Origin of the sequence: Pseudomonas sp. BIGb0558 (assembly GCF_024807515.1) — a bacterium.
GTDB classification, from domain to species: Bacteria; Pseudomonadota; Gammaproteobacteria; order Pseudomonadales; family Pseudomonadaceae; genus Aquipseudomonas; species Aquipseudomonas yamanorum_A.
On record NZ_JANUEW010000013.1, the window covers coordinates 92172 to 118963 of the forward strand.

Consider the following 26792-nt stretch of genomic DNA (forward strand, 5'->3'; position numbering starts at 1 on the left):
TATCTGGCGGGGCTTTTTTGTGGCCGAGCCCCAGCGCGCACCCGTCTTTTCAAACACCAACCGAACCTTGCCGGCGTTTCAGGTTCACACGGGAGGCAAGAGCGGGGCGGCGCAAGTATTCGTCTGCATCGTGTACCTCGCAGGTCATTGCGGAGCGTCTGACACGTAGCCAATTGGCATGAGCAAAATAATCCCCGGCAAGCGCATGTTTTGGCTGTCCGGACCTGACGACGCGGGACTATCATTCCGGCAGCCCTGAACCCCCACTGCAAGGAGCCGCTCGGAACGCCGATGCGCCAGATCTGGAAATCTTTTCGAGCCCTTTATTTTGCTTCCCTGATGATGCTGATTGGCTCCGGCCTGCTCAGTACTTACCTGGCCTTGCGCCTGGCGGCAGACCACGTCGACAGCCTGTGGGTCGGTGCGTTGATGGCTGCCAACTATTTTGGCCTGGTATTGGGGGGCAAGATCGGTCACCGCCTGATTGCCCGGGTCGGGCATATCCGCGCCTATGCCACCTGCGCCGGGATCGTCGGCGCGGCCGTGCTCGGGCATGGCCTGATCAATTGGCTGCCGGCCTGGATCGTGCTGCGGATGATCGTCGGCCTCGGCATGATGTGCCAGTACATGGTGATCGAGAGCTGGCTCAACGAGCAGGCAGACGCCAAGCAGCGGGGCGTGGTGTTCAGCGGTTATATGATCGCCTCGTACCTGGGCCTGGTGCTGGGCCAGTTGATCCTTGTGATGCACCCGCAGTTGGGGCTTGAGTTGCTGATGCTGGTCGCGCTGTGTTTTGCGCTGTGCCTGGTGCCGGTGGCGATGACTCGTCGCATTCACCCGGCGCCCTTGCATCCGGCGCCGATGGAGCCGCGCTTCTTTATCAAGCGGGTGCCGCAGTCCCTCAGTACCGTGTTGGGCGCCGGGCTGATCGTGGGTTCGTTCTATGGTCTGGCGCCGCTCTACGCGTCCCAGCAGGGGCTGACCACCGAGCAGGTCGGTCTGTTCATGGGTAGCTGCATTTTCGCCGGGCTGCTGGTGCAGTGGCCACTGGGCTGGTTGTCTGACCGCTATGACCGCGCGCTGTTGATTCGCTGCTTCGCCCTGTGCCTGGCGGTGGCCGCGTTGCCGTTGGCGATCATGAGCCAGGTGCCGCTGGAAGTGCTGTTTGTTGCCGGCTTTCTGTGTTCCCTGGTGCAGTTCTGCCTGTATCCGTTGGCCGTGGCGTTTTCCAACGACCACGTCGAGGGTGATCGCCGGGTGTCGCTCACGGCCATGCTGCTGGTCACTTACGGTGTTGGCGCCAGTATCGGCCCGCTGTTGGCCGGTGTGGTGATGAAGCTGTTTGGCAGCCATATGCTGTACGCGTTTTTCAGCCTGTGTGCGTTGATCCTGGTCTGGCGCATTCGGCCCAAGGCGGTCACCAACCTGCATCAGGTGGATGACGCACCGCTGCACCACGTGGCGATGCCCGACAGCATGTCCAGTTCGCCGCTGGTGGCGTGCCTCGACCCACGTGTGGACGAGCAGGTGGTTCAGGATCAGATGCAGACCGCCGTTCCAGACCCTGGGCCCGAGGCAGGTCCCGAGCCGGTGGAGGATGAGCCGGCACCGGTCACCGAACCCCCGGAGCATCCCGATCCGGATGATCACCCCCATGACCTGAGCAGGGCGCGCCCCTGAAAGCAAAAACGGGCAGTTCCCTTGAGGAACTGCCCGTTTTTTTGTCGCGACCTTTACTGCTTAAAGATCGTCGTCCTTGTCAAACCGGCGCGCTTCACGCTGCAGTTGGTAAACAAACCGCTCGACCTGACGCTGCACCAGGCCGCTCATGTTGTGAAAGCGCACGCCGGCGAACGTGGTGTTGATCCTTTCTTCAAAGTGCAGGTAACGCAGTTCCACCGACGTGGTCATGCTGCCAAATGGCAGGGCCGCGATGAAGCGGTCGTAGACCTGGCCCAGTTGCAGGCGCTCGGAAATATCCCCTTCGAAGCGCAATTTGCAGCCGGTGGCGGAAATATCCAGCAGCTTGCCGCTGATGGGCGCCTTGAGTTTATCGCCACCCAGCTCGACGCCTACCAGTTGAGCCAGCTTCAGGGCGGCGCGGAATGCATTGCGGCGCTGATGGTAGATCACTTCGTCGGGCATGCTGCCGCGGTAAATGCGGTGGCCGCCGGCTTCGTCAAGGGTCAGGGTGCCGTTGCTTTCCCAGGCCACCCGCACGCCATCGTGAAAACCTTCGATACGGAAAGCTTCGCCATTCTCAAGGTAGCGTTCGCCGTCACGCGGGATCATTTCGTCCAGGGCCAGCGACTTGCTGTCCCGGTCGACCTCGACCAGGTAGCTTTGAAAGCGCTGGTTGCGTTCGTGGAAGGTGATGATCAGCGGGTCGTGGCTCTCTTGCAGCATCCGCAAGGTGCCCGCGATTTCCAGCGGCGTGGTGAGTACCTTGGGTGGCTGCGGAGCATCTTCCGCGTTAAGGGTGTTGAACACGGTTCTTCCATCTCCAGACAAAATACGACTACACGCAAGTGCTGTCATTTTGCCAGCATGTGGCGCGCCTTGGATAGGGCGCGCTCAAACTGGTTTCAGGCTTGGCTGCGGGTGCTTGGCTTGGCCAGGCGTGAGGTGGAGCCTTGAGCGTTGTAGAGGGCCGGAGGCTCGCCGCCGTGGAGGATACGCAACTGATTGGCGGTCGTGGCTTGTTGAAGCTGGATCGCCTGGCCGTTGACGGTATTGGTCTCCTGGCACAGGGTCAGCAACTGGTTGAGTTCTTTGCTCTGGGCCAGCAACTGGTCGCCGACCGTGGAGTGGCTGGCGAGTTGCTCCAGGCCTTTGTGGTCGGCAGGCAGGCCCAGGCTGACGAGAATCTGGCTGCGTTTCTTGCCGTGTTGTTCCAGTAGGACGATCAGCGATTGCTTGCGCGCCAGAATTTCTTCCAGCATGCGCATGTCGCGGCCGAACAGGGCCAGGGATTCTTCCCGAAGTAACTCCAGCAACTGCTGTGCGGGAGCCAAATCTTCAATGATCAGTTGTAGCAAGTTTTCGTCGTGCATGGCTGGCCTTGGGGTTTAAGCGTCCAAAAGCCTGGCGCAGGCCTTTGCCTAGCGCTCGGCTTCGAAGTTAAGCAGCTTGCTGGCTACACGGTTGCTGTCGACCTTATAGCTGCCATCGGCAATCGCCTGCTTCAATTCGGCCACGCGGGCTTTATTGACAACCGGCTGATCGCTCAGCGAGTCAGTGACCTTCTGCAACTGTTGAGCCTCATTGCTCAGGTGTACCGATTCCCCGCTTTGGCTGGCACCGGCCTGTTCTGTCTTGGCAGGCAGAGGCTGGGACTTGGCTTCAACGCCGTCTTTGGCACCGCTGGTGCGCGAAGAGCCGGGCGTTGGCAGGGCGTTATTCAAACGACTGAAATCGATGACCATGTTAAAAAAACCTCTGGGTATTTGGACGCTTGCCATGTTTTCGGCCATACCCGGACAAACTTTAGGCTCGATTGACAATAAACCTAGGCACGATGCTGCTGTGGGCACAGTGTAGGAAAAGCTGGCGTCCTATGCCAGCGATCTATAAAGCCACCTCAACCTGCCCCGGTGCAGTCACCCGGGCCTTGATCACGCGGTTGGAATTGAGGTTCTTGACGCGAATCTGTTCACTCATGCCGCCATTGGACAAGGCTTCCCCCGGCATTTTTACGTTCAGGCCGCCGCTGCTGGCGGAAATCACCACCTGGTCACCTTTGCGCACCACTTCGGCCTGTTCAAGATTGACCAGGGTAATCACCTGATCGGTGACCATTGGTCGGGTAAGTTTCTGCCCGATGGCCTGGTCGACGGACGTGAGGTAGCTCTGGGTGATCAGGCTGATGTCCCGTTCACGCATCGCAACGTCCTCATAACCAATGATTCCAGTGCGTTTCAGTGGCCGGGTAACTACGACTACGTCGCGGAACAGTTTGACCTGGGCCGGCACATACACCGTCCAGGGCGAGGCGCCTTCACAGCGCACCTTCACGGTCACGCGCCCGATGGGTTGGGCCGGGCTTTCCAGGGAGGCCGTCAATTCCCTGTCGCACATGGGCATGCGCAGGCGCGGATCCAGTTGGTTGACCTGGATTTCATAGCGCCCGGGCGTCTGTGTGGTGGCCAGATAATCTTCTACAGTGAACTCAAGAAAGCCTTGAGTGACGCCGATAAGCAGATCAGGCAAGGTGACGTTATCGGCACGGGCCGGTTGGCCCGCCGCCAAGGCAAGCAACGCCATCGAGACGCAGAGCAATCTGCGGTACTGTGGGGATCGGAGGCGTCGGGAAACTGTCGTTTTGATGTCCATGGCCAATAAAAAAGCAAAGCTCGTGCCGTTTAGTGTTGGGTACGCGTCGTACCCCTAAGTTTTAGCGTAGGAGTCTGGGCATGGCCGGTGTAATGGATTCAGTAAACCAGCGCACACAGCTGGTGGGGCAGAATCGCCTGGAGTTGCTGCTGTTCCGTCTGGACGGCAAGCAGCTTTACGGGATTAACGTCTTCAAGGTTCGGGAAGTGCTGCAGTGTCCCAAGCTGACAATAATGCCCAAGTCCAGTCCCGTGGTGTGTGGTGTGGCCAACATCCGTGGCGCGACCATCCCGATTCTTGACCTGGCCATGGCCACCGGTTCGGCGGGTTTGCAGGACCGCGAAAGTCCATTCGTGATCATCACCGAGTACAACACCAAGACCCAGGGGTTCCTGGTGCGCTCGGTAGAGCGCATCGTCAACATGAACTGGGAAGAGATTCATCCGCCGCCCAAGGGCACCGGCCGCGATCACTACCTCACGGCCGTGACGCGGGTCGACAACCAGTTGGTGGAAATCATCGACGTGGAGAAAATCCTCGCCGAAGTGGCCCCGACCTCGGAGGCGATTTCGGTCGGCGTAGTAGACGCCGAGACCGCGCACAAGGCGATCTCGCTGCGGGTGCTGACGGTGGACGACTCCTCGGTGGCGCGCAAGCAGGTGTCCCGTTGCCTGCAAACGGTTGGCGTTGAAGTGGTGGCGCTCAATGACGGTCGCCAGGCCCTGGATTACCTGCGCAAGCTGGTGGATGAGGGCAAGAAGCCGGAAGAAGAATTCCTGATGATGATCTCCGACATCGAGATGCCGGAAATGGACGGCTACACCCTCACGGCCGAGATACGCAACGACCCACGCATGCAAAAACTACATATCATCCTGCATACTTCGTTGTCCGGTGTATTCAATCAGGCGATGGTCAAGAAGGTCGGTGCCGATGACTTCCTGGCCAAATTCCGTCCTGATGACCTGGCATCCCGGGTAGTCGACCGGATCAAGGCAGCAGATCACGGCTAGGGGCTTTTTCCCTGGCGGTCACACGATTTAAGAGGCGGTATCATTGTCTACGGGTAATTTGGATTTCGAACAGTTCCGGGTCTTCCTGGAAAAAGCCTGTGGCATATTGCTCGGTGAAAACAAGCAGTACCTGGTATCCAGCCGTCTCAACAAACTGATGGAGCAGCAAGGCATCAAGTCCCTCGGGGAACTTGTGCAGCGGATCCAGGGCCAGCCACGCAGCGGGCTCAAGGAGATGGTGGTCGATGCCATGACCACCAACGAAACCTTATGGTTTCGTGACACCTATCCGTTTGAAGTGCTCAAGAACAAGGTACTGCCGGAGGCGATCAAGGCCGCTCCGGGCCAGCGCCTGCGTATCTGGTCGGCGGCCTGTTCGTCGGGGCAGGAGCCGTATTCGATTTCGATGTCCATCGACGAGTTCGAGCGGACCAACATGGGCCAGTTGAAGGCCGGGGCGCAAATCGTGGCCACGGACCTGTCCGGCACCATGCTCACCAACTGCAAGACCGGCGAATACGACAGCCTGGCGCTGGGGCGCGGGTTGTCCCAGGAGCGCTTGCAGCGCTTCTTCGATCCCAAGGGTGCGGGGCGTTGGGCGGTGAAGGCGCCGATCAAGAGCCGGGTGGAGTTTCGCTCGTTCAACCTGCTGGACAGTTACGCCAGCCTGGGCAAGTTCGACATGGTGTTTTGCCGCAACGTGCTGATCTACTTCTCGGCCGAGGTGAAGAAAGACATTCTGTTGCGCATCCACGGCACCCTCAAGCGCGGCGGTTATCTGTTCCTTGGCGCGTCCGAGGCGCTGAACGGTTTGCCGGATCATTACCAGATGGTGCAGTGCAGCCCTGGGATCATCTACCAGGCCAAGTGATGAATGCTTGAGCAAAAAGGGAGGCCTGCACAGGCCTCCCTTTTTTTATGGCCGCAAAGCGGCAAGCCGTCATTGCCGCTTTACTGGCGTTTCGCGGAAACCCTTTGCCGCTTTTCTGGCATTGCCGCCGGCAATTTCCTCGCAAACCCTTGTAATACGGGCCTCGAGAGAATTGGCATGCCGATTGCTATAACCCTGTTACGAAAAGCAGGTCAGCCCCTAAAGGTTTCCGCCATGAGCATCAGCTTCGATAAAGCGCTCGGTATCCACGAACAAGCCCTGGGCTTCCGCGCCCAGCGTGCCGAAGTCCTGGCCAACAACATTGCCAACGCCGACACCCCGAACTACAAGGCTCGGGACCTGGACTTCTCTGCTGTGCTCGCCGCCCAGCAAGACAAGACCAAGAACGGCACCTTCGCCTTGAATATGACCAACAGCCGTCATATCGAAGCGCAGGGCCTGGGCAATGGTGACGAGTCACTGCTGTATCGCACGCCGATGCAACCGTCGATCGACCAGAACACCGTGGACGCCCAGCTGGAGCAATCGGCCTACGCCGAGAACTCGGTGAACTTCCAGGCCAGCTTCACCCTGCTCAACAGCAAATTCAAAGGGCTGATGTCAGCCCTGCGTGGAGAGTAAGCCATGTCCCTCGCCAGTGTTTTCAATATTGCCGGTAGTGGCATGAGCGCCCAGACCACGCGCCTCAACACCGTCGCCAGTAACATCGCCAACGCCGAGACCGTGTCCTCGAGCATTGACCAGACCTACCGTGCCCGGCACCCGGTGTTCGCCACCATGTTTCAGGGCGGCCAAGGCGGCCAGAGCGGCAGCGGCGATTCGCTGTTCCAGAACCAGGATGCCGCAGGCCAGGGCGTGCAGGTGCTCGGTGTAGTCGAAGACCAGAGCAACCTCGAAGCCCGTTACGAGCCGAATCACCCCGCCGCCGACGCCAAAGGGTACGTGTACTACCCCAACGTCAATGTGGTCGAGGAAATGGCTGACATGATTTCCGCCAGCCGCTCGTTCCAGACCAACGCGGAAATGATGAACACCGCCAAAACCATGATGCAGAAAGTCCTGACCCTGGGTCAGTGATAAGGGGCGCCAAATAATGGCCATTGTTGATACCAGTTCGACCAACACGGCGGTCCAGGACCTTTTCAATTCCAAGGTCAAGACGGCGACAGATAACACCAGTGTTGACAGCGCCGTCAGCTCGGCGACGGGCAACCAGGCGATGGGCAAGGATGCGTTCCTGCAATTGCTGGTGACCCAGCTGAAAAACCAGGACCCGCTGTCGCCCCAGGACAATGGCGCGTTCGTGGCACAGCTGGCGCAGTTCAGCAGCCTGGAAGGCATCAACAACCTGAATGACACGGTGAACGCGATTTCCGGCAACTTCAGCTCCTCTCAGGCGCTGCAGGCTTCGTCGCTGGTGGGTCGCTCGGTGATCACTCAAACCGACAAGGCCATGGTTGATACCAGCAAGAGCATGACCGGCTCCGTGGCGGTGACGGCGGCGACGGGCAACGTCTCCGTCAAGATCACCGACAAGGACGGCAACGTGGTTCGCACCATCGACATGGGCGCCCAGAGCGCCGGCAATTCCAGCTTCGTCTGGGACGGCAAGAACGATGCGGGCGAAACGGCACCGGCCGGTACTTACACCTTCAATGCCACCACCAAGAGCGACACGGGTGACTCGGTTGCCCTGGCCACCTCGCTGCCAGCAACGGTGACCAGCGTGACCCTGGGCACAAACGGCGCCGAAATGGTGCTCAACCTGGCAGGCGGCATGGGCAGTATCAAGCTGTCGCAAATTCAGACTATCGGTACATAGAGCCGGCTAACTACGGCAAAAGGAGAGAACAATGTCTTTTAATATCGGCCTTAGCGGTCTCTATGCGGCCAACAAACAGCTGGACGTGACCGGCAACAACATCGCCAACGTCGCGACCACCGGCTTCAAGTCGTCCCGCGCGGAATTCTCGGATATCTACGCGGCGTCCAAGCTGGGCACCGGCCAGAACAGCATCGGTAACGGTGTGAACCTGGCGGCAGTGTCCCAGCAATTCACCCAGGGTGACGTCAACAACAGCGGCGGCACGCTGGACATGGCGATCCAGGGCGGCGGCTTCTTCGTGCAGAAGGGCAGCGACGGTTCGCTGGAATACACCCGTAACGGTGCCTTCCGTGCCGACAAGGACGGCTACATCACCAACAACACCGGTACCTCGCGCCTGCAAGGCTACGCGGCGGATGCAGACGGCAACATCCAGAAGGGTGGCTTGACCGACCTGCAACTCAACCTGTCGTACCTGCCGCCGAAGGCGTCCACCAAGGTGGACTCCACCAGTAACCTGAACTCTTCGGAAACCAAGATCGATCAGACCGCCAAGCCGTTCGATCCGACCGATACCACCACGTTCACCACCCAGTACAGCACCACGTTGTATGACACTCAGGGTAACGCGCACCCGATGGTGCAGTACCTGGTCAAGACCGACGACAATACCTGGAAATCCTACACGCTGATCGACGGTCGCAACCCGGACGGCTCCTCGCCTACCGGCACGCCTTCCACTCCACCCGTTGCGTCGACACTGACCTTTGACTCCTCCGGCAAGCTCTCGAGCATTGTTACCGGTGGTGTGTCTGGCACAACCCTGACCATTGCCGGTTGGGTGCCGGGTACCGTGACCGATGGCGTATGGAAGGCCAATGGCGCGGCAGCCAACCCGACGGGCATTGCCGTCAACATGGCGAACATTACCCAGTACAACTCGGCTACCTACCGCAACCCGCCGACCACTGATGGCTACGCCACCGGTCAAATCACCGGGCTGAAAATCGACGGCAGCGGTGTACTCTTCGCCACCTTCAGCAACCAGCAGAGCAAGGCCATCGGCCAGATCTCCCTGGCCAGCTTCAACAACGAGCAGGGCCTGCAGCCAGCCGGCGGCACCACCTGGAAAGAAACCTTCGCGTCGGGCCAGCCGGGTTTTGATACCCCGCAAGTCGGCACCCTGGGTTCGATCGTGGCCAACTCCCTGGAGAACTCCAACGTCAACCTGACCAACGAGCTGGTGGACCTGATCAAGGCCCAGAGCAACTATCAGGCGAACGCCAAGACCATCTCCACTCAAAGCACCATCATGCAGACCATCATCCAGATGACCTGATGCTGTCGCTTTAACCCGCAATACTGGAAGAGCCCCTCGTCGAGGGGCTTTTTTTTGCCTGTCGATTGGCCAGGCTTTCACTGGAGCACATGTTTTTGGTGGAACGCCCTACGCCTGTTTTGCCACCCACGAAGCCAAGAAGGGCGACGTCAATGGGGGGGGGCAGGGCATGGCGCGAGTGTTGGTTTCAGGCGGTGCTATTGGTGGGGTGAGTCACTCAGGTCTGGGGGCGCGGTCGGAGCGGCCGGGCGATTTGAAAAATAATGATGTATCTAACGAAGAGTCAGTCAAAAAACTGCTCAGGGAGCTGGACGACGCCGAGAAGACTTCCAAGAGCCAGACCGCTCAAGACCTGCGAGACAAGCTCAATGAAGTGCGAAAGGAGATGGGTGATGAGAAATTCAAGGAAATCCTCAATAAGCTGATTGAAGAGGCTTCCGGACAGTGGCTTGAGTTTCTCAAGCAACTGCTGAAGATGTTGTTCCCGGACGCAGATGACACGCCGCCGTCCCCTGCTCAGCCACCTTCACCATCGCCAGGCGGTCGCGGCGGCGGCGGCAGGGTGGACAGGAATGATTTTCCTCCCGGCGAGTCGATGAGCAACAAACCCACCACCGAAGGGGCTAACCATTTCAACTACAAGCCCGACAACAGCAATCCCGGGAAAAAGCCCAGTACCGAGAAAAACCAGCCGGGCAATATCTGGAGCGGATTCAGTCAGGGGCCGGACGGCAATTGCATCACGGTATCAGCGATAAAGGCCGCCATGATGCAGTACGGCCAGAAGCCTACAGACGTGTTCAAGGAGGTGAAGGAGAACGGCAATGGTTTCGACGTCACCATGCGCGATGGATTCAAGCTGTTCGTGTCGCAGAACGAATTGCAGCAGGCCGCTACACAGGCTCGTTTCAAGGGTGATGATCCGGCCATGATGACCGATGCCAACTTTATGTATGCGGCAAGCGCAAAGCGGGCGCAGATTGAAAATAACGACGGTACGGCCGGAGGCAGTTTCATGGCTGCAATGAACAGCCTTAACAATGGCGAGTTTGCGCGGGAAGGCCTGGATCGCTTGGGCCTGAAGGGGCGCTACAGGCCGGCGACTGATGCCGACTTGAGAAGCAGCAAGGTGGGGACGGTGGAATACAACGGCCATTCGATGGCCGTGATCAATGGCCAGATCGAGTTGTGGGGCAGGCGCGGCGGTGTACCTCAGTCGGGTACGGCGACCGTATTGTTCTAGGCAAAAGAAAACCCCCGATACGCCATGGGCCTATCGGGGGTTTTTCAACCCTGGGTGGTTAAGCCCAGGGTGGGCTCAGCTTACTGGCAAGCTTCGCAATCCGGCTCGTCGATCGCGCAGGCTTTAGGCACTGGCGCTGGACCGGCAGGTGCGGCGAGAACCGAATCATCACCGTGGTTGCCGCCGCTGGAAACAGCGTTCAGCTTACCGGTGTTGATAGTCGATTTCTCGGTGCTGGTGGCGGCCAGGGCACGGAGGTAGTAAGTGGTTTTCAGGCCACGGTACCAAGCCATGCGGTAGGTCACGTCGAGTTTCTTGCCCGATGCGCCGGCGATGTACAGGTTCAGCGACTGAGCCTGGTCGATCCACTTCTGGCGACGGCTGGCGGCGTCGACGATCCACTTGGTGTCCACTTCGAAGGCAGTCGCGTAGAGCTCTTTGAGTTCTTGCGGGATGCGCTCGATCTGCTGCACCGAACCGTCGTAGTACTTCAGGTCGTTGATCATGACCGAGTCCCACAGGCCGCGGGCTTTCAGGTCGCGAACCAGGTACGGGTTGATCACGGTGAATTCGCCCGACAGGTTCGATTTCACATACAGGTTCTGGTAGGTCGGTTCGATCGACTGCGACACGCCGGTGATGTTGGCGATGGTGGCGGTCGGTGCGATGGCCATGATGTTGGAGTTACGAATGCCTTTCTGCACACGGGCACGTATCGGCGCCCAGTCCAGGGATTCGTTCAGGTCAACGTCGATGTACTTCTGGCCACGTTGCTCGATCAGGATCTGTTGCGAATCCAGCGGCAGGATGCCTTTGGACCACAGCGAACCCTGGAACGTCTCGTAGGCACCGCGCTCGTCGGCCAGGTCGCAGGAAGCCTGGATCGCGTAGTAGCTGACCGCTTCCATGGACTTGTCGGCGAACTCGACCGCAGCGTCCGAACCGTAAGGAATGTGCTGCAGGTACAAAGCGTCCTGGAAGCCCATGATGCCCAGGCCAACCGGACGGTGCTTGAAGTTGGAGTTCTGCGCTTGTGGCACCGAGTAGTAGTTGATGTCGATAACGTTATCGAGCATGCGAACGGCGGTGTTCACGGTGCGTGCAAGCTTTACGGTGTCCAGCTTGCCGTTGACGATGTGGTTCGGCAGGTTGATCGAGCCCAGGTTGCAAACGGCGATCTCGTCCTTGTTGGTGTTCAAGGTGATCTCGGTGCACAGGTTCGAGCTGTGGACCACGCCCACGTGCTGCTGCGGGCTGCGCAGGTTGCACGGGTCTTTGAAGGTCAGCCATGGGTGGCCGGTTTCAAACAGCATGGAGAGCATTTTGCGCCACAGGTCTTTGGCCTGGATGGTCTTGAACAGCTTGATCTTGCCCGGGTACTGGGACAGGGCTTCGTAGTACTCGTAACGCTCTTCGAAGGCCTTGCCGGTCAGGTCGTGCAGGTCCGGTACTTCGGATGGCGAGAACAGGGTCCACGGGCCGTCATCGAAGACACGCTTCATGAACAGGTCAGGGATCCAGTTGGCGGTGTTCATGTCGTGGGTACGACGACGGTCATCACCGGTGTTCTTGCGCAGCTCGATGAACTCTTCAATGTCCATGTGCCAGGTTTCCAGGTAGGCACACACAGCGCCTTTGCGCTTGCCACCCTGGTTAACTGCAACGGCGGTGTCGTTCACTACTTTCAGGAACGGTACAACGCCCTGGGACTTGCCGTTGGTGCCCTTGATGTACGAACCCAGTGCACGCACCGGCGTCCAGTCGTTACCCAGGCCGCCGGCGAATTTGGACAACATGGCGTTGTCGTGGATCGCGTGGTAGATGCCCGACAGGTCATCCGGTACGGTGGTCAGGTAGCAGCTGGACAGCTGTGGACGCAGGGTACCGGCGTTGAACAGGGTCGGGGTCGACGACATGTAGTCGAAGGACGACAACAGGTTGTAGAACTCGATGGCACGGTCTTCTTTCTGCTTCTCTTCGATCGCCAGGCCCATGGCCACGCGCATGAAGAACACCTGCGGCAGTTCGAAGCGGATACCGTCCTTGTGGATGAAGTAACGGTCGTACAGGGTTTGCAGGCCCAGGTAGGTGAACTGCTGGTCGCGCTCGTGGTTGATCGCCTTGCCGAGTTTTTCCAGGTCGAAGGTGGCCAGGACCGGGTTCAGCAATTCGAATTCGATACCCTTGGCGATGTAGGCCGGCAGGGCCTTGGCGTACAGGTCGGCCATCTCGTGGTGAGTGGCGCTGTCGGCGACGTTCAGGAAGCCCAGGCCTTCGGCACGCAGGGTGTCCATCAGCAGGCGCGCGGTCACGAACGAGTAGTTCGGCTCACGTTCAACCAGGGTACGGGCGGTCATCACCAGGGCGGTGTTGACGTCGGTCAGGGCCACGCCGTCGTACAGGTTCTTCAGGGTTTCGCGCTGGATCAGGTCACCATCGACTTCTTCCAGGCCTTCGCAGGCCTCGGTGATGATGGTGTTCAGGCGGCCCAGGTCCAGCGGTGCAAACGTACCGTCGGCCAGGGTGATGCGGATCGACGGGTGCGCTTGTACGGCGGCTTCTTCGGCCGGGGAGCGTACGGCACGTTCCTTGGCGCGCGAGTCACGGTAGATCACGTAGTCGCGGGCAACTTTCTGCTCGCCGGCACGCATCAGGGCCAGTTCGACCTGGTCCTGGATTTCTTCGATGTGGATGGTGCCGCCCGATGGCATGCGACGCTTGAAGGTGGCGGTGACCTGTTCGGTCAGGCGCGCAACAGTGTCGTGGATGCGCGACGAGGCAGCAGCGGTGCCGCCTTCAACTGCAAGAAACGCTTTGGTGATGGCGACGGTGATTTTGTCATCGGTGTAAGGAACGACAGTGCCGTTACGCTTGATCACACGCAATTGGCCGGGCGCGGTGGCGGACAGATCCAGGTTCGAATCAGCGGCCTGCGGCACGGAGCCTTGCGGGTTCTCGCGAGTTGTGTCGGTTTGCATGGGGGGTTGTCTCCACATTCTATATTTATTTGGGCACCATCACGGTGCCCACCGTTCCGTCCTGAAGCACTTACAACAGGCCTGGGCCTGGCATAACAACTTCGGGACAGGAGGAAGGGAGCTGTTCGCGCCGCTTCCATGCCGAAGTCTTCGGTTACAAGCCTGGGGGCTCTTTACCGTATTCCTGGTGGGTGACAGTTTCGTACTGCAACACCCGTACCGTTTTCGCCTGATCGGGGCTGAAAACGGCTGCCATCCGCGTGCGCGGTTTGGTCTTGCGAAAAAGGCTTAAGTTCAACCAAACAGGAGCAAGAAAGGACTTGAGTTTCTTGTCTGATTTGTGTTTGGTCTTTTCGCTGAAAACCCTACATGTAGGGTTTTTTTGGCGACGACCTACAAGATAATGCGTTTTGGGGGGTATGGCAACGCACTACCTGTGGATAACGCTGTGGGTAAAATGTGTATGAAACGTGGAACAGGCGTGTAGGCCGCAGTACTGCTGCATTGCACCGTTTGTCACCGGATATTCCGAGGTAAAAACATCCGGTTGAATTTTTGCGGGCGCGAACCCTATCACAGAAAAACCCCATCTCCGAACCCATTTGCGCGCTTGTGCTACAGGGCTGACCCATGGCTACAATCGTCCCTTAGTCACGCGATAGCTTGTTCACTCCACATGACAACTGTAGGAGCGATCTTGCGCGCGAAGGACGCCAACAATAATGAGAACCGAGGTAAAGCATGGAGCAAGAAGCCTGGCAGGTCTTGATTGTCGAGGACGACGAACGACTGGCTGAGTTGACCCGTGACTACCTGGAGGGCAACGGCCTGCGGGTGTCGGTGGAAGGCAACGGCGCCCTCGCGGCAGCGCGGATCATCGCCGAACAGCCGGACCTGGTGATCCTCGACCTGATGCTGCCCGGCGAAGACGGCCTGAGCATCTGCCGCAAGGTGCGCGAGCGCTACGATGGCGTGATCCTGATGCTGACCGCGCGCACCGACGACATGGACCAGGTGCTCGGCCTGGACATGGGCGCCGACGACTACGTGTGCAAACCCGTGCGCCCACGCCTGTTGCTGGCGCGGATCCAGGCCCTGCTGCGGCGCAGTGAAAGCGTCGAACCAGCCACCCCCGAAAAACAGCGGCGCCTGCAATTTGGCCCGCTGGTGGTGGACAACGCCCTGCGTGAAGCCTGGCTGCACGAAGGCGGCATCGAACTGACCAGCGCCGAGTTCGACCTGCTGTGGCTGCTGGTGGCGAATGCCGGGCGGATCCTGTCCCGGGAAGAAATCTTTACCGCCTTGCGTGGCATTGGCTATGACGGCCAGGACCGCTCCATCGACGTGCGCATCTCGCGGATCCGCCCGAAAATCGGCGACGACCCGATCCACCCGCGCCTGATCAAGACCATTCGCAGCAAAGGCTACCTGTTCGTCCCCGAAGCTGCCGCTGACCTGCGCCCGTGAACTCGATCTTCCTGCGCATCTACGGCGGCATGTGCGCGGCGCTGATTCTGGTGGCGTTGCTCGGCGTGCTGGCCTTGCACCTGCTCAATGAAGTGCGCAGCGGCCAGTACCGCGAGCGCCTGGCCCACGGCACTTTCGCGCTGATGGGCGACAACCTGCAACCCATGAGCGCCATCGAGCGCCGCCGCGCCCTGGCGGTTTGGGAGCGCTTGCTGGGTATCCCGCTGGAATTGCAGACCGTGGCCGAGGCGCACCTGGACCTGAGCCAGCGCACCCGCCTGCAACGCGGGCAGGTGCTGGTGGAGCAAACCGGGCCTCACGCGGCCAGGGTGCTGCGGCTGGTCAGCGACCAGGAGCAACTGTTGCTCACCGGCGAAGTGCAGCAAATCAGCGAACAACTGGCCCGTGCGACTATTTACCTGCTGGCCGATGAACTGGTGCGCTTCCCGGTGGCCGAGCAACCGCAAAAACTCGCGGACTTGAAAGAGGCCAAGGGCTTTGGTTTCGAGATGCACCTGATGATGCTCGATCAGGCGGACATGGATGACGACCAGCGCCGGCGCGTGTCGGAGGGCGATACGGTGATGGCCCTGGGCAAGGGCGGTGATTCGATCCGGGTGTTTGCCGGGATGGTCGGTACGCCGTGGGTCCTGGAAATCGGCCCGCTGTACCAGATGAACCCGTACCCGGCGCAATGGCTGATCCTGATCGCGCTGATCAGCCTGACCCTGATTGGCTTGATCGTCTATTTATTGGTGCGCCAATTGGAGCGGCGCTTGAGCGGCCTGGAAGCCGCCGCCACACGCATCGCCAAAGGCAGCCTGGAAGTGCGCGTGCCGGCCCGGGGCGCCGATTCGGTCGGCCGCCTGGCCGCAGCGTTTAATGGCATGGCCGAACACCTGCAACGCCTGCTGGCAATCCAGCGCGAACTGGTGCGTGCGGTGTCCCACGAGCTGCGCACGCCGGTGGCGCGCCTGCGGTTCGGCCTGGAGATGATCGGTGACGCGGCCACCCCTGAAGCACGGCGCAAGTACATGGAAGGCATGGACAGTGACATCCAGGACCTCGACGGGCTGGTGGACGAAATGCTCACCTACGCGCGGCTGGAGCAGGGTTCGCCGGCGCTGAATTTTCAGCGGGTCGACCTTAGCGCCTTGCTCGATCAGGTGATTGACGAGCTGTCGCCGTTGCGCCCGGAGATCAACGTGGCGCGGGGCATCTGCCTGTCATCGGCCCATTGGGACGATGCCTGGGTGGACGCTGAGCCGCGCTACCTGCACCGTGCCCTGCAAAACCTGGTGAGCAACGCCATGCGCCATGCCCAGGGGCAGGTGCTGATCAGTTACCAGGTGGGCCAGGTGCGTTGCCGCATCGACGTGGAAGACGACGGGCCGGGCGTGCCGGAAAGTGCCTGGGAGCGGATCTTCACACCGTTCCTGCGCCTGGACGACAGCCGCACCCGTGCGTCGGGCGGGCATGGGTTGGGATTGTCGATTGTGCGGCGGATCATCTATTGGCACGGCGGTCGGGCGTTGATCAGCAAGAGCAACAACCTGGGTGGCGCGTGTTTCAGCCTGAGTTGGCCGCGAGACCAGGAGAAAGCCTGAAGCCCCGTGTCAAACATGCTTTTTTGTGGCGAGGGAGCTTGCTCCCGTTGGGCTGCGCAGCAGCCCCAAAATCAGGCGCTGACGGCCACCAAACTCAACAACTGCCCGCCATCCACCGCAAACTGCGCCTCCAGCTCCTTGCCATGGCACCACTCGGCGGACAAGTCCGTCAGCAACCGCAGCCGCGCATGGCCGGTATCCGACCATTCCAGCAACTCGGCATGTTCAAAATAAAAGCGCTTCTGCACGATCGGGTAAAGCGCCTTGAACAAGCTCTCTTTCGCTGAAAACGTCAACGTCACCACCTGCGCAATCTGCTCCCGCGGCCCGGCGGCCATGCGCTGCAATTCTTCCGGTGTCAGGATTTCCCCGGCCAGGCGTTCCGCCCGCTCCAGGCTCAGCAGGTTTTCCAGGTCCATCCCCAGCCCGCGCCATTGGGCTTTGTGGGCGACGATGGCCGCCGCATGGCCGGTGCTGTGGGTGATCGACCCACTGATGTGGGCCGGCCAGACCGGCGCGCGGTCCTCGCCAATCGCCGGCACGCAATCCAGCCCGTCGAGCTGATGCAGCGCGGCACGGGCACACACGCGACCGGCAAGAAACTCCGCCTGCCGCTTGGCCACCGAACGCTGGATGCTCGCGGGCGGCGGCACGGCGCTGCGCTGGAAGTCGCCGATGGCCAGCAGGGCCGGGTCAAACCGGGTGCTCAGCAATACCGTACCAGGGAGGGCAATGGGTAGCGGCCAATGGGCATCAAGTGGGGTGCAGCAAGCGGGTAGGGAGTTCATGCCGGGTATTTTGCCGAGTTGGAGGGCCGCTGGATAGCCTGCGCCCGGGGATACGTAAATAACTCTTTACACAGTAGCCGGCCTCGGTTCAGCCCAGGTTCAGAGAGTGTTCAGGGGGAGTTCAGGGGGGGCTGCGTAGTCTGGCCCTGTACCCAAAGCCAAAGCGTGTGAGGTAGCACCATGACTGCGATCAAGAAGCTGATGTTGGCGTTAACCATGCTCAGTGCCACTGCTGGCGTGCAGGCCTCTGACGCGAGTTTCGCGGGTTTCTCCAAAGAGAAGAGCAAAAAGCCCTACAGCCTGCTTCAGCGGGTGAGCTTCGAAGATGCCGGCGAACAGGCTGCGCCTTGGGGCCAGTCCCTGGGCCAGTACACCCCGCATTCGGACTATCGCGTGGGCAATCAAAACCTGTCAGGTCACTTCAACGGCAGTAAACTGCGCCAGCAAGACCTGCAAGGCCGCTATGATATACCCCAGTCGGAAAGTTGATTTGCCTTGGAGAGCTTTATGAAATTGCTGGTTGTCGAAGATGAGGCGTTGCTGCGTCATCACCTGTTGACCCGCCTTACCGACAGCGGTCACGTGGTCGAGGCCGTTGCCAACGCCGAAGAGGCGCTGTACCAGACCGGGCAATTCAACCACGACCTGGCGATCATCGACCTCGGCTTGCCCGGCATGGGCGGCCTGGACCTGATCCGCCAATTGCGCGCCCAGGCCAAGACTTTCCCGATCCTGATCCTGACCGCCCGCGGCAACTGGCAGGACAAGGTCGAAGGCCTGGCCGCCGGTGCCGACGACTACGTGGTCAAGCCGTTCCAGTTCGAAGAGCTGGAAGCGCGGATGAACGCATTGCTGCGCCGCTCCAGCGGGTTTACCCAGTCGACCATCGTCGCCGGGCCGTTGCTGCTGGACCTCAATCGCAAGCAGGCGTCCCTCGACGAACAGCCACTGGCGCTGACCGCCTACGAATACCGCATCCTCGAATACCTGATGCGTCACCATCAGCAAGTGGTCGCCAAGGACCGCCTGATGGAACAGCTCTACCCCGATGACGACGAGCGTGATCCGAACGTCATCGAAGTGCTGGTGGGCCGCCTGCGCCGCAAGCTGGAAGGCCCGGCCGGGTTCAAGCCGATCGACACCGTGCGTGGCCTTGGCTACCTGTTTAATGAGCGCTGCCGTTGATTCGCTCGTTACGTGTACGGTTGATGCTCGCGGCCACCACCCTGGCCGTGCTGTTTATGCTGGCCTTGTTGCCGGCCATGCAGGGCGCCTTCAGCCTGGCCCTGCAGGACTCCATCGAGCAGCGCCTGGCGTCGGATGTCACGACGCTGATTTCGGCTGCCCGGGTTGAAAACAATCGCCTGCTGATGCCCGCGCAGTTGCCGGATGAGCGCTTCAACCTCACCGACAGCCGCCTGCTGGGCTACATCTATGACCGCGAAGGCCATCTGGTCTGGCGCTCCCGTGCCACTCAGGAAGAAAACATCAACTACAAACCGCGCTATGACGGGCGCGGCAACGAGTTCGCACGGATTCGCGAGGCCAACGGCCAGGAGTTTTTTGTCTATGACGTCGAGGTCAAGCTGCTGGGCGGCAAGAGCGCGGCGTTCAGTATCGTGGCCCTGCAACCGGTGCGCGAATACCAACTGACCCTCGAAGGCCTGCGGGAAAACCTCTACCTGGGTTTCGGCGCCGCCTTGCTGGTGCTGCTCACCCTGTTGTGGCTGGGCCTGACCTGGGGCCTGCAAGCGCTGCGCCGGCTGAGCCAGGAACTGGATGAGATCGAAGGCGGCACCCGGGAAAGCCTCAGCGAGCAACACCCCCGCGAACTGCTGCGCCTGACCGGCTCCCTCAACCGCTTGCTCCACAGCGAGCGTGAGCAACGTACCCGTTACCGCGACTCCCTGGACGACCTGGCCCACAGCCTGAAAACCCCGTTGGCGGTGTTGCAGGGCGTGAGCGAAGACATGGCCCAGCGCCCCGAAGACCGGGACCAGGCCTGGGTGCTGCAATCGCAGATCGAGCGCATGAGCCAGCAGATCAGCTACCAGTTGCAACGTGCCAGCCTGCGTAAAAGCGGCCTGGTGCGCCACCAGGTGCGGCTGGAGCCGGTGCTGCAAAGCCTGTGCGACACCCTGGACAAGGTCTACCGCGACAAAGGCGTGAAGGTGGCTTTTGATTTGCCGGAAGAGTGCGACGTGCCGATCGAGAAGGGCGCTTTGCTGGAATTGCTCGGCAACCTGCTGGAAAACGCCTACCGCCTGTGCCTGAGCGAAGTGCGCATCAGCTTGCAGGAAAGCCTGGAAGGCACCGAGCTGTGCATCGAAGACGACGGCCCCGGCGTGCCACCGGACCAGCGTGCGCGAATCCTGCAAAGGGGCGAGCGGCTCGACCGCCAGCATCCGGGGCAGGGGATTGGCCTGGCGGTGGTCAAGGACATCATTGAAAGCTACAGCGCACGGCTGACCCTTGGGGATTCACCGCTGGGTGGTGCCGCGTTCAAGATCCACTTCCCGGCTGCTTGAATGCATCCAGGCTCAGTGAGCTTCCTGTGGCGAGGGAGCTTGCTCCCGTTGGGGCGCGAAGCGGCCCTCAAACCTGCCACCCAGTTCTCACAGGAATACACTGTTGGCTGCTTTGGGTCTGCTGCGCAGACCAACGGGAGCAAGCTCCCTCGCCACACATTTTGCATTCGCCTTCAGTTTTCCTGTGCTCTATAAGCCCCCGGCGTCAGCCCGGTCCACTTCTTGAACGCCCGATGAAACGCCGACGGTTCGGAAAACCCCAACTGCTCGGCGATTTCCTGCAACGACAAATCCGCCCGTCCCAAATGATAAATCGCAATGTCCCGGCGCAACTCATCCTTGAGTGCCTGAAAGCTGGTGCCTTCCTCCCGCAAGTGCCGACGCAAGGTCTGCGGGCTGATATGCAGGTGCTGGGCGACAGCTTCCAGGTCGGGCCAGGGCGTGCGGTCGCGGCTCAATAGACGCCGCAATTGGCTGCTCAAGCTGTCGCCTTCATCCGGCCGCGACAACAGGTCGGCCGGTGAGCGCTCAAGGAAGTGCTTGAGGGTGCGCTCGTCCTGCAACAGCGGCAGGCTCAGGTAGCGGCTGGGAAACACCAGGCTGCTGGTGGGCGCTGCAAATATCTGCGGGCAGGGGAACAGCAGGTCGTATTCGGTGGCGTGGGGCGGCATCGGGTAGCTGAACGTGGCCTGGTCCAGGCGGATGCGCTGGCCAATCAGCCAACTGCCGAGGCGATGCCAGATCACCAGCAGGCATTCGCTGAGGAAGTGATCCGGGTCCCAGAGCTGCGAATCATCCAGGCTCAAGCGGGCCATTTCGCCTTCACGCGTCAGGCGCCAGCGCGGACCCTGCGGGAATAGGCTATAAAATAATAAGCCACGCTCCAGAGCCTTCTCCAGGGTGCGGCAATGGATCAGCGCGTGGCACATCATGGCGAAGGTGCCGCGCTTGCTCGGGCCTTCGGCGAAACCCAGGTATTCGTCATCCAGCGCCAGCCACAGCATCTGCAGCAAACGCGTGAATTGCTCCGGGGCGATGCGGGCGCGGGGTTCGCTCAGCAGTTCCGGGGTAATGCCCACTTGCTGCAGCAGGCCCGAATAGTCATAGCCGGCCCGGCGTGCACCGCCGAGCGCGGCCCGGGCGTAGTGACTGGCGATGGTACGTTCACGCATAGAGGCCTCGTCCATTGAGTGGCGGATGTTAGCCACACCGGGTGAGTGCAACAAGGCGGATATCCGCCAAATTGTAGGACGGGATTGGGCAGCCAGGCGGAAATCCGCCACTGCCTGCAGGTGGAGCCTGAAGCTGAAAATACCCCGAGCGCTGATGTCTAAAGGCCTTCAGCGGTTTTCAAGGAAAGTGGCACGACGCTTGCGATAGGAGACGCAGATCTGCCGTGCGCAGCTCGCAAAAAACAAATCCCTCCAGTGCAGGAGGGTTCGCAATTCAAGTGTCGTGGGCAATGGCGGATATTTGCCACACGGGACGATTGAGGAACTTTGCAATGACGACTCGTCAGCCACTGTACAAATCCCTGTATTTCCAGGTGATCGTTGCAATCGTTATCGGTATTTTGCTCGGTCACTTCTACCCGCAGACCGGCGTGGCCCTCAAGCCACTGGGTGACGGCTTTATCAAGCTGATCAAAATGGTCATCGCCCCGATCATCTTCTGCACCGTTGTCAGCGGCATCGCTGGCATGCAAAGCATGAAATCGGTCGGCAAAACCGGCGGCTACGCGCTGCTGTACTTCGAAATCGTTTCCACCATCGCCCTGCTGATCGGCCTGGTCGTGGTCAACGTTGTGCAACCGGGCGCCGGCATGCACATCGACGTGGCTACCCTGGACGCCTCTAAAGTCGCTGCCTACGTGACTGCCGGTGCCGACCAGAGCATCGTTGGCTTCCTGCTGAACGTGATCCCGAACACCATCGTCGGCGCATTCGCCACCGGTGACATCCTGCAAGTGCTGATGTTCTCGGTGATCTTCGGTTTCGCCCTGCATCGCCTGGGTGCCTATGGCAAGCCGGTGCTGGACTTCATCGATCGCTTCGCCCACGTGATGTTCAACATCATCAACATGATCATGAAGCTCGCGCCACTGGGTGCCCTGGGCGCCATGGCGTTCACCATCGGTGCCTACGGTGTAGGTTCGCTGGTGCAGCTGGGTCAGCTGATGATCTGCTTCTACATCACCTGCATCCTGTTCGTGTTGATCGTGCTGGGTGGCATCTGCCGCGCTCACGGCTTCAGCGTCCTGAAACTGATCCGCTACATCCGTGAAGAACTGTTGATCGTACTGGGTACTTCCTCGTCCGAATCCGCACTGCCACGCATGCTGATCAAGATGGAACGCCTGGGCGCCAAGAAGTCGGTAGTGGGTCTGGTTATCCCGACTGGCTACTCCTTCAACCTGGACGGTACTTCGATCTACCTGACCATGGCTGCCGTGTTCATCGCCCAGGCGACTGACACCCACATGGACATCACCCACCAGATCACCCTGTTGCTGGTTCTGCTGCTGTCCTCCAAGGGCGCGGCTGGCGTCACCGGTTCGGGCTTCATCGTACTGGCCGCGACCCTGTCGGCTGTCGGCCACCTGCCGGTTGCCGGCCTGGCGCTGATCCTGGGTATCGACCGCTTCATGTCCGAAGCCCGCGCACTGACCAACCTGGTCGGCAACGCCGTTGCGACCCTGGTTGTGGCCAAGTGGGTGAAGGAACTGGACGAAGACAAGCTGCAAGTCGAACTGGCTTCCGGTGGTCGCGGTATCTCCGAGACTCGTGAAGAAGACGACCTGGGCGTGGCCGAAGGCCCGACCCCAACCGCCGTCAAGTAAGGCTGCACCGTTTGTGAAAAACCCATCTTCGGATGGGTTTTTTTATGCCTGTGCAAAACCACAACGGTCACTTCCGATGATGGTTTATGTGATTGCCGCTTGGGCTCAGGTTTGCCTACTCTGTGAGCTATCGAACCGGAATCGGAGTCTTCATGTCAGGCCCCTTGGCGTCCCTCAAAGTACTGGATTTCTCCACCTTGCTGCCGGGGCCGTTCGCCTCGTTGCTGCTGGCCGACATGGGCGCCGAGGTGCTGCGCATCGAATCCCCCACCCGCATGGACCTGCTGCGGGTATTGCCGCCCCACGACCAGGGCGTGTCCGCCAGCCATGCCTACCTGAACCGCAACAAGCGCAGCCTGGCCCTGGACCTCAAGCAGGCCGAGGCCGTGGCGATCGTGCGACAACTGGTGGCGGACTACGACATCGTCCTGGAGCAGTTTCGCCCCGGGGTCATGGAGCGCCTGGGCCTGGGCTACGAAGCGTTGAAGGCGATCAACCCGAAGCTGATCTATGTCTCCATCACCGGCTACGGCCAGACCGGCCCCTACAAGGACCGCGCCGGCCATGACATCAACTACCTGGCCCTGGCCGGTATCGCCAGCTACACCGGGCGCCAGGACAGCGGGCCGTTGCCCCTTGGCGTGCAGTTGGCAGACGTGGGCGGCGGCTCGTTGCACGCGGTGATCGGCTTGCTGGCGGCGGTGATCGCCCGGCAGCAGAGTGGAGTGGGGCAGTACCTGGACGTGAGCATGACCGATTGCGCCTTCAGCCTGAATGCCATGGCGGGTGCGGGTTACCTGGCCTGCGGTGTGGAACCGGCGTGGGAGAACCAGGTGCTCAATGGCGGCAGCTTCTATGACTATTACCGCTCGCGTGAGGGGCGCTGGTTGTCGGTGGGCAGCCTGGAACCGGCCTTTATGCAGCAGTTGTGTACAGCGCTTGGGCGCCCAGAGTTGGCGGCGCAGGGGTTGTCGCCCAGGCCTGAGCAGCAGAAAGCCCTCAAGCTGGCATTGCAGGTCGAGTTCGAGAAACGCAGTTTTGATGAGCTGTGTGCGTTGTTTGCCGGGATTGATGCGTGTGTCGAGCCGGTGTTGAGTTTGAGCGAGGCTGTCGAGCACCCACAGTTGAAAGCCCGGGAGTTGGTCAGCCAGGTACCGCGGGGCGATGGTTCCAGCCAGGCGCAAATGGCCTGCCCGCTGAAGTTTTCCGAGGGTTTACCGGCGGCCAGGCACATTGGCGCGGCGGTGGGCGCTCACAGCGATGAAGTGCTGGCTGAGTTGGGATTCAGTGTTCAGCGGATAGACGATCTGCGGCGTGCCAAAGTGATTCAGTAGTGCTTGGGCTGACGCCATCGCAGGCAAGCCAGCTCCCACATTTGACTGCATTCCAAAGGTGGAACCCGGTCTAATGTGGGAGCTGGCTTGCCTGCGATGAGGCCCTTACAGGCACCACAAAACTCACTCCACCCGGGTTTCCCCGGTAAACACCAAAGTCTGCCGACACCGGCGGCACAAATACCGTCGCCCCTGGCTCACCAACCCGTGACGCTGGGGCGAAAACGGAAAGTCGCTGTCGGCACACGGGCAGCGGTAGATATACCGCGTCACGCGCCGCCGCTGGATTTCATAGGTGTGGCAGCGATCCGGCGGCAGTTCGTACACCCCGCGCATGATCAACTGCCATTCCTCGCCATGGGGCTGGATGCGCTCGCCGAACAATTGGTGGGCAATCAGGTGCGCCACTTCATGGGCGACCGTCTGTTTAAGGAAGTGCTGGCTGTTTTCACGGTACAGCTGCGGGTTGAAGCGCAGCAGGTTCTCGTGCAAATGCGCGACACCGGCCTTCTGGCCCCGCAGCTTGAGGCTGACCTGGGGGCGCTTGAAGCTTCGTTTGAAAAAGGATTCGGCTTGCAGGAAACAATCTTCGACGCGGGTATTGAGTTGCTCGGGCATGCTGTACATATCTCCAGAGATGTCCAGTATGCCGCAAACAACGGTGTATCCGAATCTGTCAGGCGCCGAATGGTCATGCATAACGCACAAAGCCACCTTGCGGTGGCTTTTCCTGCGGGTTGAACCGCGTCAGTTGGTGTAGATCGGGCCTACGCCCAGCCCCCAGACGATCACGGTAAAGGCCATGATCGCCACCAGTACCACCAGGCCTACCGCCAGTACCGAACTCGAAAACAGGAAGCCCTCGTCCGGGTGGATGTTCATGAAGGTCGGCAGCCCGACGTACAGCAGGTACACCGTGTAGCAAATGGCCGCAGTGCCAACCACCATGCCCAGCCACATATGTGGGTATAGCGCCGCCAGCCCGCCGATAAACAGGGGCGTCGCGGTGTAGGTGGCAAACGCCACGCAGCGCGCCATGCTGGGGTTGGCGTCATAGGTGCGGGCCATCCAGTGGATAAACGCGCCCATCACCGCCACGCCACCGAGCATCGCGGCGTAGGACATGATGGTCATCCACAGCGCGCTTTCCACCGTCAGCATCACCGGGGCGCGGCTGCCGATGACCCAACCTACTTGAGTGGTACCGATAAAGGCTGATACCGCGGGGATCGCCGCCAGAATCAGCGTGTGGGTGAGGTACATGTGGCCGATGCTTTCTTCTTTATCGCCACGAATTTCCCGCCATTCCTGATCGGGGTGGGTGAAAAGTCCCACGACGTGATGGATCATGCCAGTCACTCCTGTCGTTATTACCATCGCCCCCCAGTGGAGCGCCCACGGGCCAATTGGCCTGAAAGGTCTGGATATATGTGCGACCTTATGTCGCAGTATAGGAACTGATGACCGGAAAAACTGTAAGGCTTTAGAGCAAATTGCGCTGTAAACATTGGGCTTAATCGCGCGGAGGTCTGTCAGGGGTAACCCCGGCAACTGTGGGAGCTGGCTTGCCTGCGATGCAGGCACCTCGGTGCTTCAGACAAACCGAGTTGATCCCATCGCGGGCAAGCCCGGCTCCCACCCAGGCCGGCTCCCCACTGGAACGGCGTCGCTCATAGTGGATTTTTTGCGTAAAATACCCGGCTTTTCGTCACACACCTTTCGCGGATCCAAGCGCCATGGGCACTCTTACGGTCAACCAGAACAAACTGCAAAAACGCCTGCGTCGCCAGGCTGGTGAGGCAGTCGCCGATTTCAACATGATCGAAGAGGGCGACAAGGTCATGGTCTGCCTGTCCGGCGGCAAAGACAGCTACACCCTGCTCGACGTGCTGATGCACCTGCAAAAGGTCGCGCCGATCAAGTTCGACATCGTCGCCGTGAACATGGACCAGAAGCAGCCGGGGTTTCCCGAGCATGTGCTGCCGGCCTACCTCAAGGAATTGGGGATCGAGTACCACATCGTCGAGAAAGACACCTATTCGGTGGTCAAGGAACTGGTCCCGGAAGGCAAGACCACCTGCTCGCTGTGCTCGCGCCTGCGCCGTGGCACGCTCTACACCTTTGCCGACGAAATCGGTGCGACCAAGATGGCCCTGGGTCATCATCGCGATGACATCGTCGAAACCTTCTTTCTCAACATGTTCTTCAACGGCAGCCTCAAGGCCATGCCGCCCAAGCTGCGGGCCGACGACGGGCGCAACGTGGTGATTCGCCCGTTGGCGTACTGCCATGAGAAAGACATCCAGGCGTACTCCGACCTCAAGCAATTCCCGATCATCCCGTGCAACCTCTGCGGCTCCCAGGAAAACCTGCAACGCCAGGTGGTCAAGGACATGCTCCAGGAGTGGGACCGCAAGACCCCGGGCCGCGTCGACAGCATCTTCCGCAGCTTGCAGAACGTGCAGCCGTCGCAGTTGGCCGACCGTAACCTGTTCGACTTCACCAGCCTGCGTATCGACGAAAGTGCCGCATCGCGCTTCGTCAGCGTAGTGAACCTCTGAGCGTTTTCACCGCTCTGACAGACGGCGCTCCTGGGCGCCGTTTTCA

Annotated in this window: 25 protein-coding genes; 16 read left to right on the plus strand and 9 right to left on the minus strand. The window is 60.4% G+C overall.

Features of this window, described 5'->3' with window-relative positions; genetic code table 11:
• Positions 1-291: 291 nt before the first annotated feature.
• The gene (locus M2400_RS17485; RefSeq protein ID WP_259196026.1) at positions 292-1680 is read left to right on the plus strand and encodes an MFS transporter; all 1389 of its coding nucleotides are present in this window, start codon (positions 292-294) and stop codon (positions 1678-1680) included.
• Positions 1681-1740: 60 nt separating this feature from the next.
• On the opposite strand, the gene M2400_RS17490 is transcribed toward M2400_RS17485, so the two are convergent.
• The 4 genes from M2400_RS17490 to flgA form a co-directional block, all read right to left on the minus strand.
• A complete protein-coding gene (locus M2400_RS17490) occupies positions 1741-2490 on the minus strand; it encodes a flagellar brake protein (protein ID WP_177042922.1) in 750 nt (249 codons plus the stop codon).
• Positions 2491-2585: 95 nt separating this feature from the next.
• Positions 2586-3053: a flagella synthesis protein FlgN gene (locus M2400_RS17495; protein WP_177042923.1), complete on the minus strand. Its 468-nt coding sequence runs from the start codon at positions 3051-3053 to the stop codon at positions 2586-2588.
• A gap of 48 nt (positions 3054-3101) precedes the next feature.
• On the minus strand, positions 3102-3425 hold the full coding sequence (gene flgM, locus M2400_RS17500) for a flagellar biosynthesis anti-sigma factor FlgM (protein ID WP_177042924.1): 324 nt from the start codon (positions 3423-3425) through the stop codon (positions 3102-3104).
• A 142-nt stretch (positions 3426-3567) separates the two neighbouring features.
• Positions 3568-4332, minus strand: a complete 765-nt coding sequence (gene flgA, locus M2400_RS17505) for a flagellar basal body P-ring formation chaperone FlgA (protein ID WP_177042925.1) — start codon at positions 4330-4332, stop codon at positions 3568-3570.
• Between the two features lie 80 nt (positions 4333-4412).
• Between flgA and M2400_RS17510 the strand changes: the two genes are divergently transcribed.
• From M2400_RS17510 to M2400_RS17540, 7 genes are all read left to right on the plus strand, one after another.
• Entirely contained in the window at positions 4413-5345 is a 933-nt protein-coding gene (locus M2400_RS17510) for a chemotaxis protein CheV (RefSeq protein ID WP_003214250.1), read from the plus strand.
• Positions 5346-5388: 43 nt separating this feature from the next.
• Complete coding sequence (gene cheR / locus M2400_RS17515) at positions 5389-6216, plus strand: protein-glutamate O-methyltransferase CheR (RefSeq protein ID WP_177008427.1); 828 nt, start codon at positions 5389-5391, stop codon at positions 6214-6216.
• Positions 6217-6450: 234 nt separating this feature from the next.
• Positions 6451-6858: a flagellar basal body rod protein FlgB gene (gene flgB, locus M2400_RS17520; RefSeq protein ID WP_003214246.1), complete on the plus strand. Its 408-nt coding sequence runs from the start codon at positions 6451-6453 to the stop codon at positions 6856-6858.
• A gap of 3 nt (positions 6859-6861) precedes the next feature.
• Positions 6862-7314: a flagellar basal body rod protein FlgC gene (gene flgC, locus M2400_RS17525; protein WP_177042926.1), complete on the plus strand. Its 453-nt coding sequence runs from the start codon at positions 6862-6864 to the stop codon at positions 7312-7314.
• A 16-nt stretch (positions 7315-7330) separates the two neighbouring features.
• Positions 7331-8059 carry a flagellar hook assembly protein FlgD gene (gene flgD, locus M2400_RS17530; protein WP_259196022.1) on the plus strand — a complete coding sequence of 243 codons (729 nt, stop codon included), beginning with the start codon at positions 7331-7333 and terminating at the stop codon, positions 8057-8059.
• A 31-nt stretch (positions 8060-8090) separates the two neighbouring features.
• Positions 8091-9401, plus strand: a complete 1311-nt coding sequence (gene flgE / locus M2400_RS17535) for a flagellar hook protein FlgE (RefSeq protein ID WP_259196021.1) — start codon at positions 8091-8093, stop codon at positions 9399-9401.
• A gap of 169 nt (positions 9402-9570) precedes the next feature.
• Positions 9571-10644, plus strand: coding sequence for a hypothetical protein (locus tag M2400_RS17540; protein ID WP_259196020.1), 1074 nt, complete (start codon positions 9571-9573; stop codon positions 10642-10644).
• Positions 10645-10724: 80 nt separating this feature from the next.
• On the opposite strand, the gene M2400_RS17545 is transcribed toward M2400_RS17540, so the two are convergent.
• The gene (locus M2400_RS17545) at positions 10725-13622 is read right to left on the minus strand and encodes a ribonucleoside-diphosphate reductase subunit alpha (RefSeq protein WP_259196019.1); all 2898 of its coding nucleotides are present in this window, start codon (positions 13620-13622) and stop codon (positions 10725-10727) included.
• A 741-nt stretch (positions 13623-14363) separates the two neighbouring features.
• Here M2400_RS17545 and M2400_RS17550 point away from each other — a divergent pair.
• Positions 14364-15089 carry a response regulator gene (locus tag M2400_RS17550; protein ID WP_177042931.1) on the plus strand — a complete coding sequence of 242 codons (726 nt, stop codon included), beginning with the start codon at positions 14364-14366 and terminating at the stop codon, positions 15087-15089.
• On the plus strand, positions 15086-16696 hold the full coding sequence (locus tag M2400_RS17555) for an ATP-binding protein (RefSeq protein WP_177113699.1): 1611 nt from the start codon (positions 15086-15088) through the stop codon (positions 16694-16696). Before M2400_RS17550 ends, M2400_RS17555 begins: the two co-directional genes overlap by 4 nt.
• Positions 16697-16767: 71 nt before the next feature.
• Here the strand turns inward: M2400_RS17555 and M2400_RS17560 are convergent, their stop codons facing one another.
• Entirely contained in the window at positions 16768-17484 is a 717-nt protein-coding gene (locus M2400_RS17560; protein WP_259196018.1) for a 4'-phosphopantetheinyl transferase, read from the minus strand.
• A 180-nt stretch (positions 17485-17664) separates the two neighbouring features.
• Between M2400_RS17560 and M2400_RS17565 the strand changes: the two genes are divergently transcribed.
• Genes M2400_RS17565 through M2400_RS17575 form a run of 3 tightly spaced genes read left to right on the plus strand, consistent with a single transcriptional unit; the run spans position 17665 to position 20012 of the window.
• A complete protein-coding gene (locus M2400_RS17565) occupies positions 17665-17973 on the plus strand; it encodes a hypothetical protein (RefSeq protein ID WP_177042934.1) in 309 nt (102 codons plus the stop codon).
• Between the two features lie 18 nt (positions 17974-17991).
• Positions 17992-18669: a response regulator transcription factor gene (locus M2400_RS17570; protein ID WP_003214228.1), complete on the plus strand. Its 678-nt coding sequence runs from the start codon at positions 17992-17994 to the stop codon at positions 18667-18669.
• A complete protein-coding gene (locus tag M2400_RS17575) occupies positions 18666-20012 on the plus strand; it encodes an ATP-binding protein (protein ID WP_177042935.1) in 1347 nt (448 codons plus the stop codon). The genes M2400_RS17570 and M2400_RS17575 overlap by 4 nt, the downstream gene beginning before the upstream one ends.
• 173 nt (positions 20013-20185) lie before the next feature.
• On the opposite strand, the gene M2400_RS17580 is transcribed toward M2400_RS17575, so the two are convergent.
• Complete coding sequence (locus tag M2400_RS17580) at positions 20186-21184, minus strand: AraC family transcriptional regulator (RefSeq protein ID WP_177113694.1); 999 nt, start codon at positions 21182-21184, stop codon at positions 20186-20188.
• Positions 21185-21516: 332 nt separating this feature from the next.
• Here M2400_RS17580 and M2400_RS17585 point away from each other — a divergent pair, with 332 nt between their 5' ends.
• A complete protein-coding gene (locus M2400_RS17585) occupies positions 21517-22851 on the plus strand; it encodes a dicarboxylate/amino acid:cation symporter (RefSeq protein ID WP_010165794.1) in 1335 nt (444 codons plus the stop codon).
• A gap of 152 nt (positions 22852-23003) precedes the next feature.
• A complete protein-coding gene (locus M2400_RS17590; RefSeq protein WP_259196016.1) occupies positions 23004-24185 on the plus strand; it encodes a CaiB/BaiF CoA-transferase family protein in 1182 nt (393 codons plus the stop codon).
• Positions 24186-24308: 123 nt separating this feature from the next.
• Here M2400_RS17590 and M2400_RS17595 read toward each other — a convergent pair whose 3' ends face one another.
• Together M2400_RS17595 and M2400_RS17600 are read right to left on the minus strand one after the other, a co-directional pair.
• On the minus strand, positions 24309-24803 hold the full coding sequence (locus tag M2400_RS17595; protein ID WP_026077778.1) for a SprT family zinc-dependent metalloprotease: 495 nt from the start codon (positions 24801-24803) through the stop codon (positions 24309-24311).
• 129 nt (positions 24804-24932) lie between these two features.
• On the minus strand, positions 24933-25535 hold the full coding sequence (locus M2400_RS17600; RefSeq protein WP_177042938.1) for a Yip1 family protein: 603 nt from the start codon (positions 25533-25535) through the stop codon (positions 24933-24935).
• Positions 25536-25921: 386 nt separating this feature from the next.
• Here M2400_RS17600 and ttcA point away from each other — a divergent pair, with 386 nt between their 5' ends.
• Positions 25922-26746, plus strand: coding sequence for a tRNA 2-thiocytidine(32) synthetase TtcA (gene ttcA / locus M2400_RS17605; protein WP_177077375.1), 825 nt, complete (start codon positions 25922-25924; stop codon positions 26744-26746).
• Positions 26747-26792 lie beyond the last annotated feature (46 nt).

What these genes read in the sequence shown, in the direction of transcription:
- M2400_RS17485 (WP_259196026.1), top strand. Translation starts at nt 292, where the DNA reads ATGCGCCAGATCTGGAAATCTTTTCGAGCCCTTTATTTTGCTTCCCTG.
- M2400_RS17495 (WP_177042923.1), bottom strand. Translation starts at nt 3,053, where the DNA reads ATGCACGACGAAAACTTGCTACAACTGATCATTGAAGATTTGGCTCCC.
- flgM (WP_177042924.1), bottom strand. Translation starts at nt 3,425, where the DNA reads ATGGTCATCGATTTCAGTCGTTTGAATAACGCCCTGCCAACGCCCGGC.
- flgA (WP_177042925.1), bottom strand. Translation starts at nt 4,332, where the DNA reads ATGGACATCAAAACGACAGTTTCCCGACGCCTCCGATCCCCACAGTAC.
- M2400_RS17510 (WP_003214250.1), top strand. Translation starts at nt 4,413, where the DNA reads ATGGCCGGTGTAATGGATTCAGTAAACCAGCGCACACAGCTGGTGGGG.
- flgB (WP_003214246.1), top strand. Translation starts at nt 6,451, where the DNA reads ATGAGCATCAGCTTCGATAAAGCGCTCGGTATCCACGAACAAGCCCTG.
- flgC (WP_177042926.1), top strand. Translation starts at nt 6,862, where the DNA reads ATGTCCCTCGCCAGTGTTTTCAATATTGCCGGTAGTGGCATGAGCGCC.
- flgD (WP_259196022.1), top strand. Translation starts at nt 7,331, where the DNA reads ATGGCCATTGTTGATACCAGTTCGACCAACACGGCGGTCCAGGACCTT.
- flgE (WP_259196021.1), top strand. Translation starts at nt 8,091, where the DNA reads ATGTCTTTTAATATCGGCCTTAGCGGTCTCTATGCGGCCAACAAACAG.
- M2400_RS17540 (WP_259196020.1), top strand. Translation starts at nt 9,571, where the DNA reads ATGGCGCGAGTGTTGGTTTCAGGCGGTGCTATTGGTGGGGTGAGTCAC.
- M2400_RS17545 (WP_259196019.1), bottom strand. Translation starts at nt 13,622, where the DNA reads ATGCAAACCGACACAACTCGCGAGAACCCGCAAGGCTCCGTGCCGCAG.
- M2400_RS17550 (WP_177042931.1), top strand. Translation starts at nt 14,364, where the DNA reads ATGGAGCAAGAAGCCTGGCAGGTCTTGATTGTCGAGGACGACGAACGA.
- M2400_RS17560 (WP_259196018.1), bottom strand. Translation starts at nt 17,484, where the DNA reads ATGAACTCCCTACCCGCTTGCTGCACCCCACTTGATGCCCATTGGCCG.
- M2400_RS17565 (WP_177042934.1), top strand. Translation starts at nt 17,665, where the DNA reads ATGACTGCGATCAAGAAGCTGATGTTGGCGTTAACCATGCTCAGTGCC.
- M2400_RS17570 (WP_003214228.1), top strand. Translation starts at nt 17,992, where the DNA reads ATGAAATTGCTGGTTGTCGAAGATGAGGCGTTGCTGCGTCATCACCTG.
- M2400_RS17580 (WP_177113694.1), bottom strand. Translation starts at nt 21,184, where the DNA reads ATGCGTGAACGTACCATCGCCAGTCACTACGCCCGGGCCGCGCTCGGC.
- M2400_RS17585 (WP_010165794.1), top strand. Translation starts at nt 21,517, where the DNA reads ATGACGACTCGTCAGCCACTGTACAAATCCCTGTATTTCCAGGTGATC.
- M2400_RS17590 (WP_259196016.1), top strand. Translation starts at nt 23,004, where the DNA reads ATGTCAGGCCCCTTGGCGTCCCTCAAAGTACTGGATTTCTCCACCTTG.
- M2400_RS17595 (WP_026077778.1), bottom strand. Translation starts at nt 24,803, where the DNA reads ATGCCCGAGCAACTCAATACCCGCGTCGAAGATTGTTTCCTGCAAGCC.
- M2400_RS17600 (WP_177042938.1), bottom strand. Translation starts at nt 25,535, where the DNA reads ATGATCCATCACGTCGTGGGACTTTTCACCCACCCCGATCAGGAATGG.
- ttcA (WP_177077375.1), top strand. Translation starts at nt 25,922, where the DNA reads ATGGGCACTCTTACGGTCAACCAGAACAAACTGCAAAAACGCCTGCGT.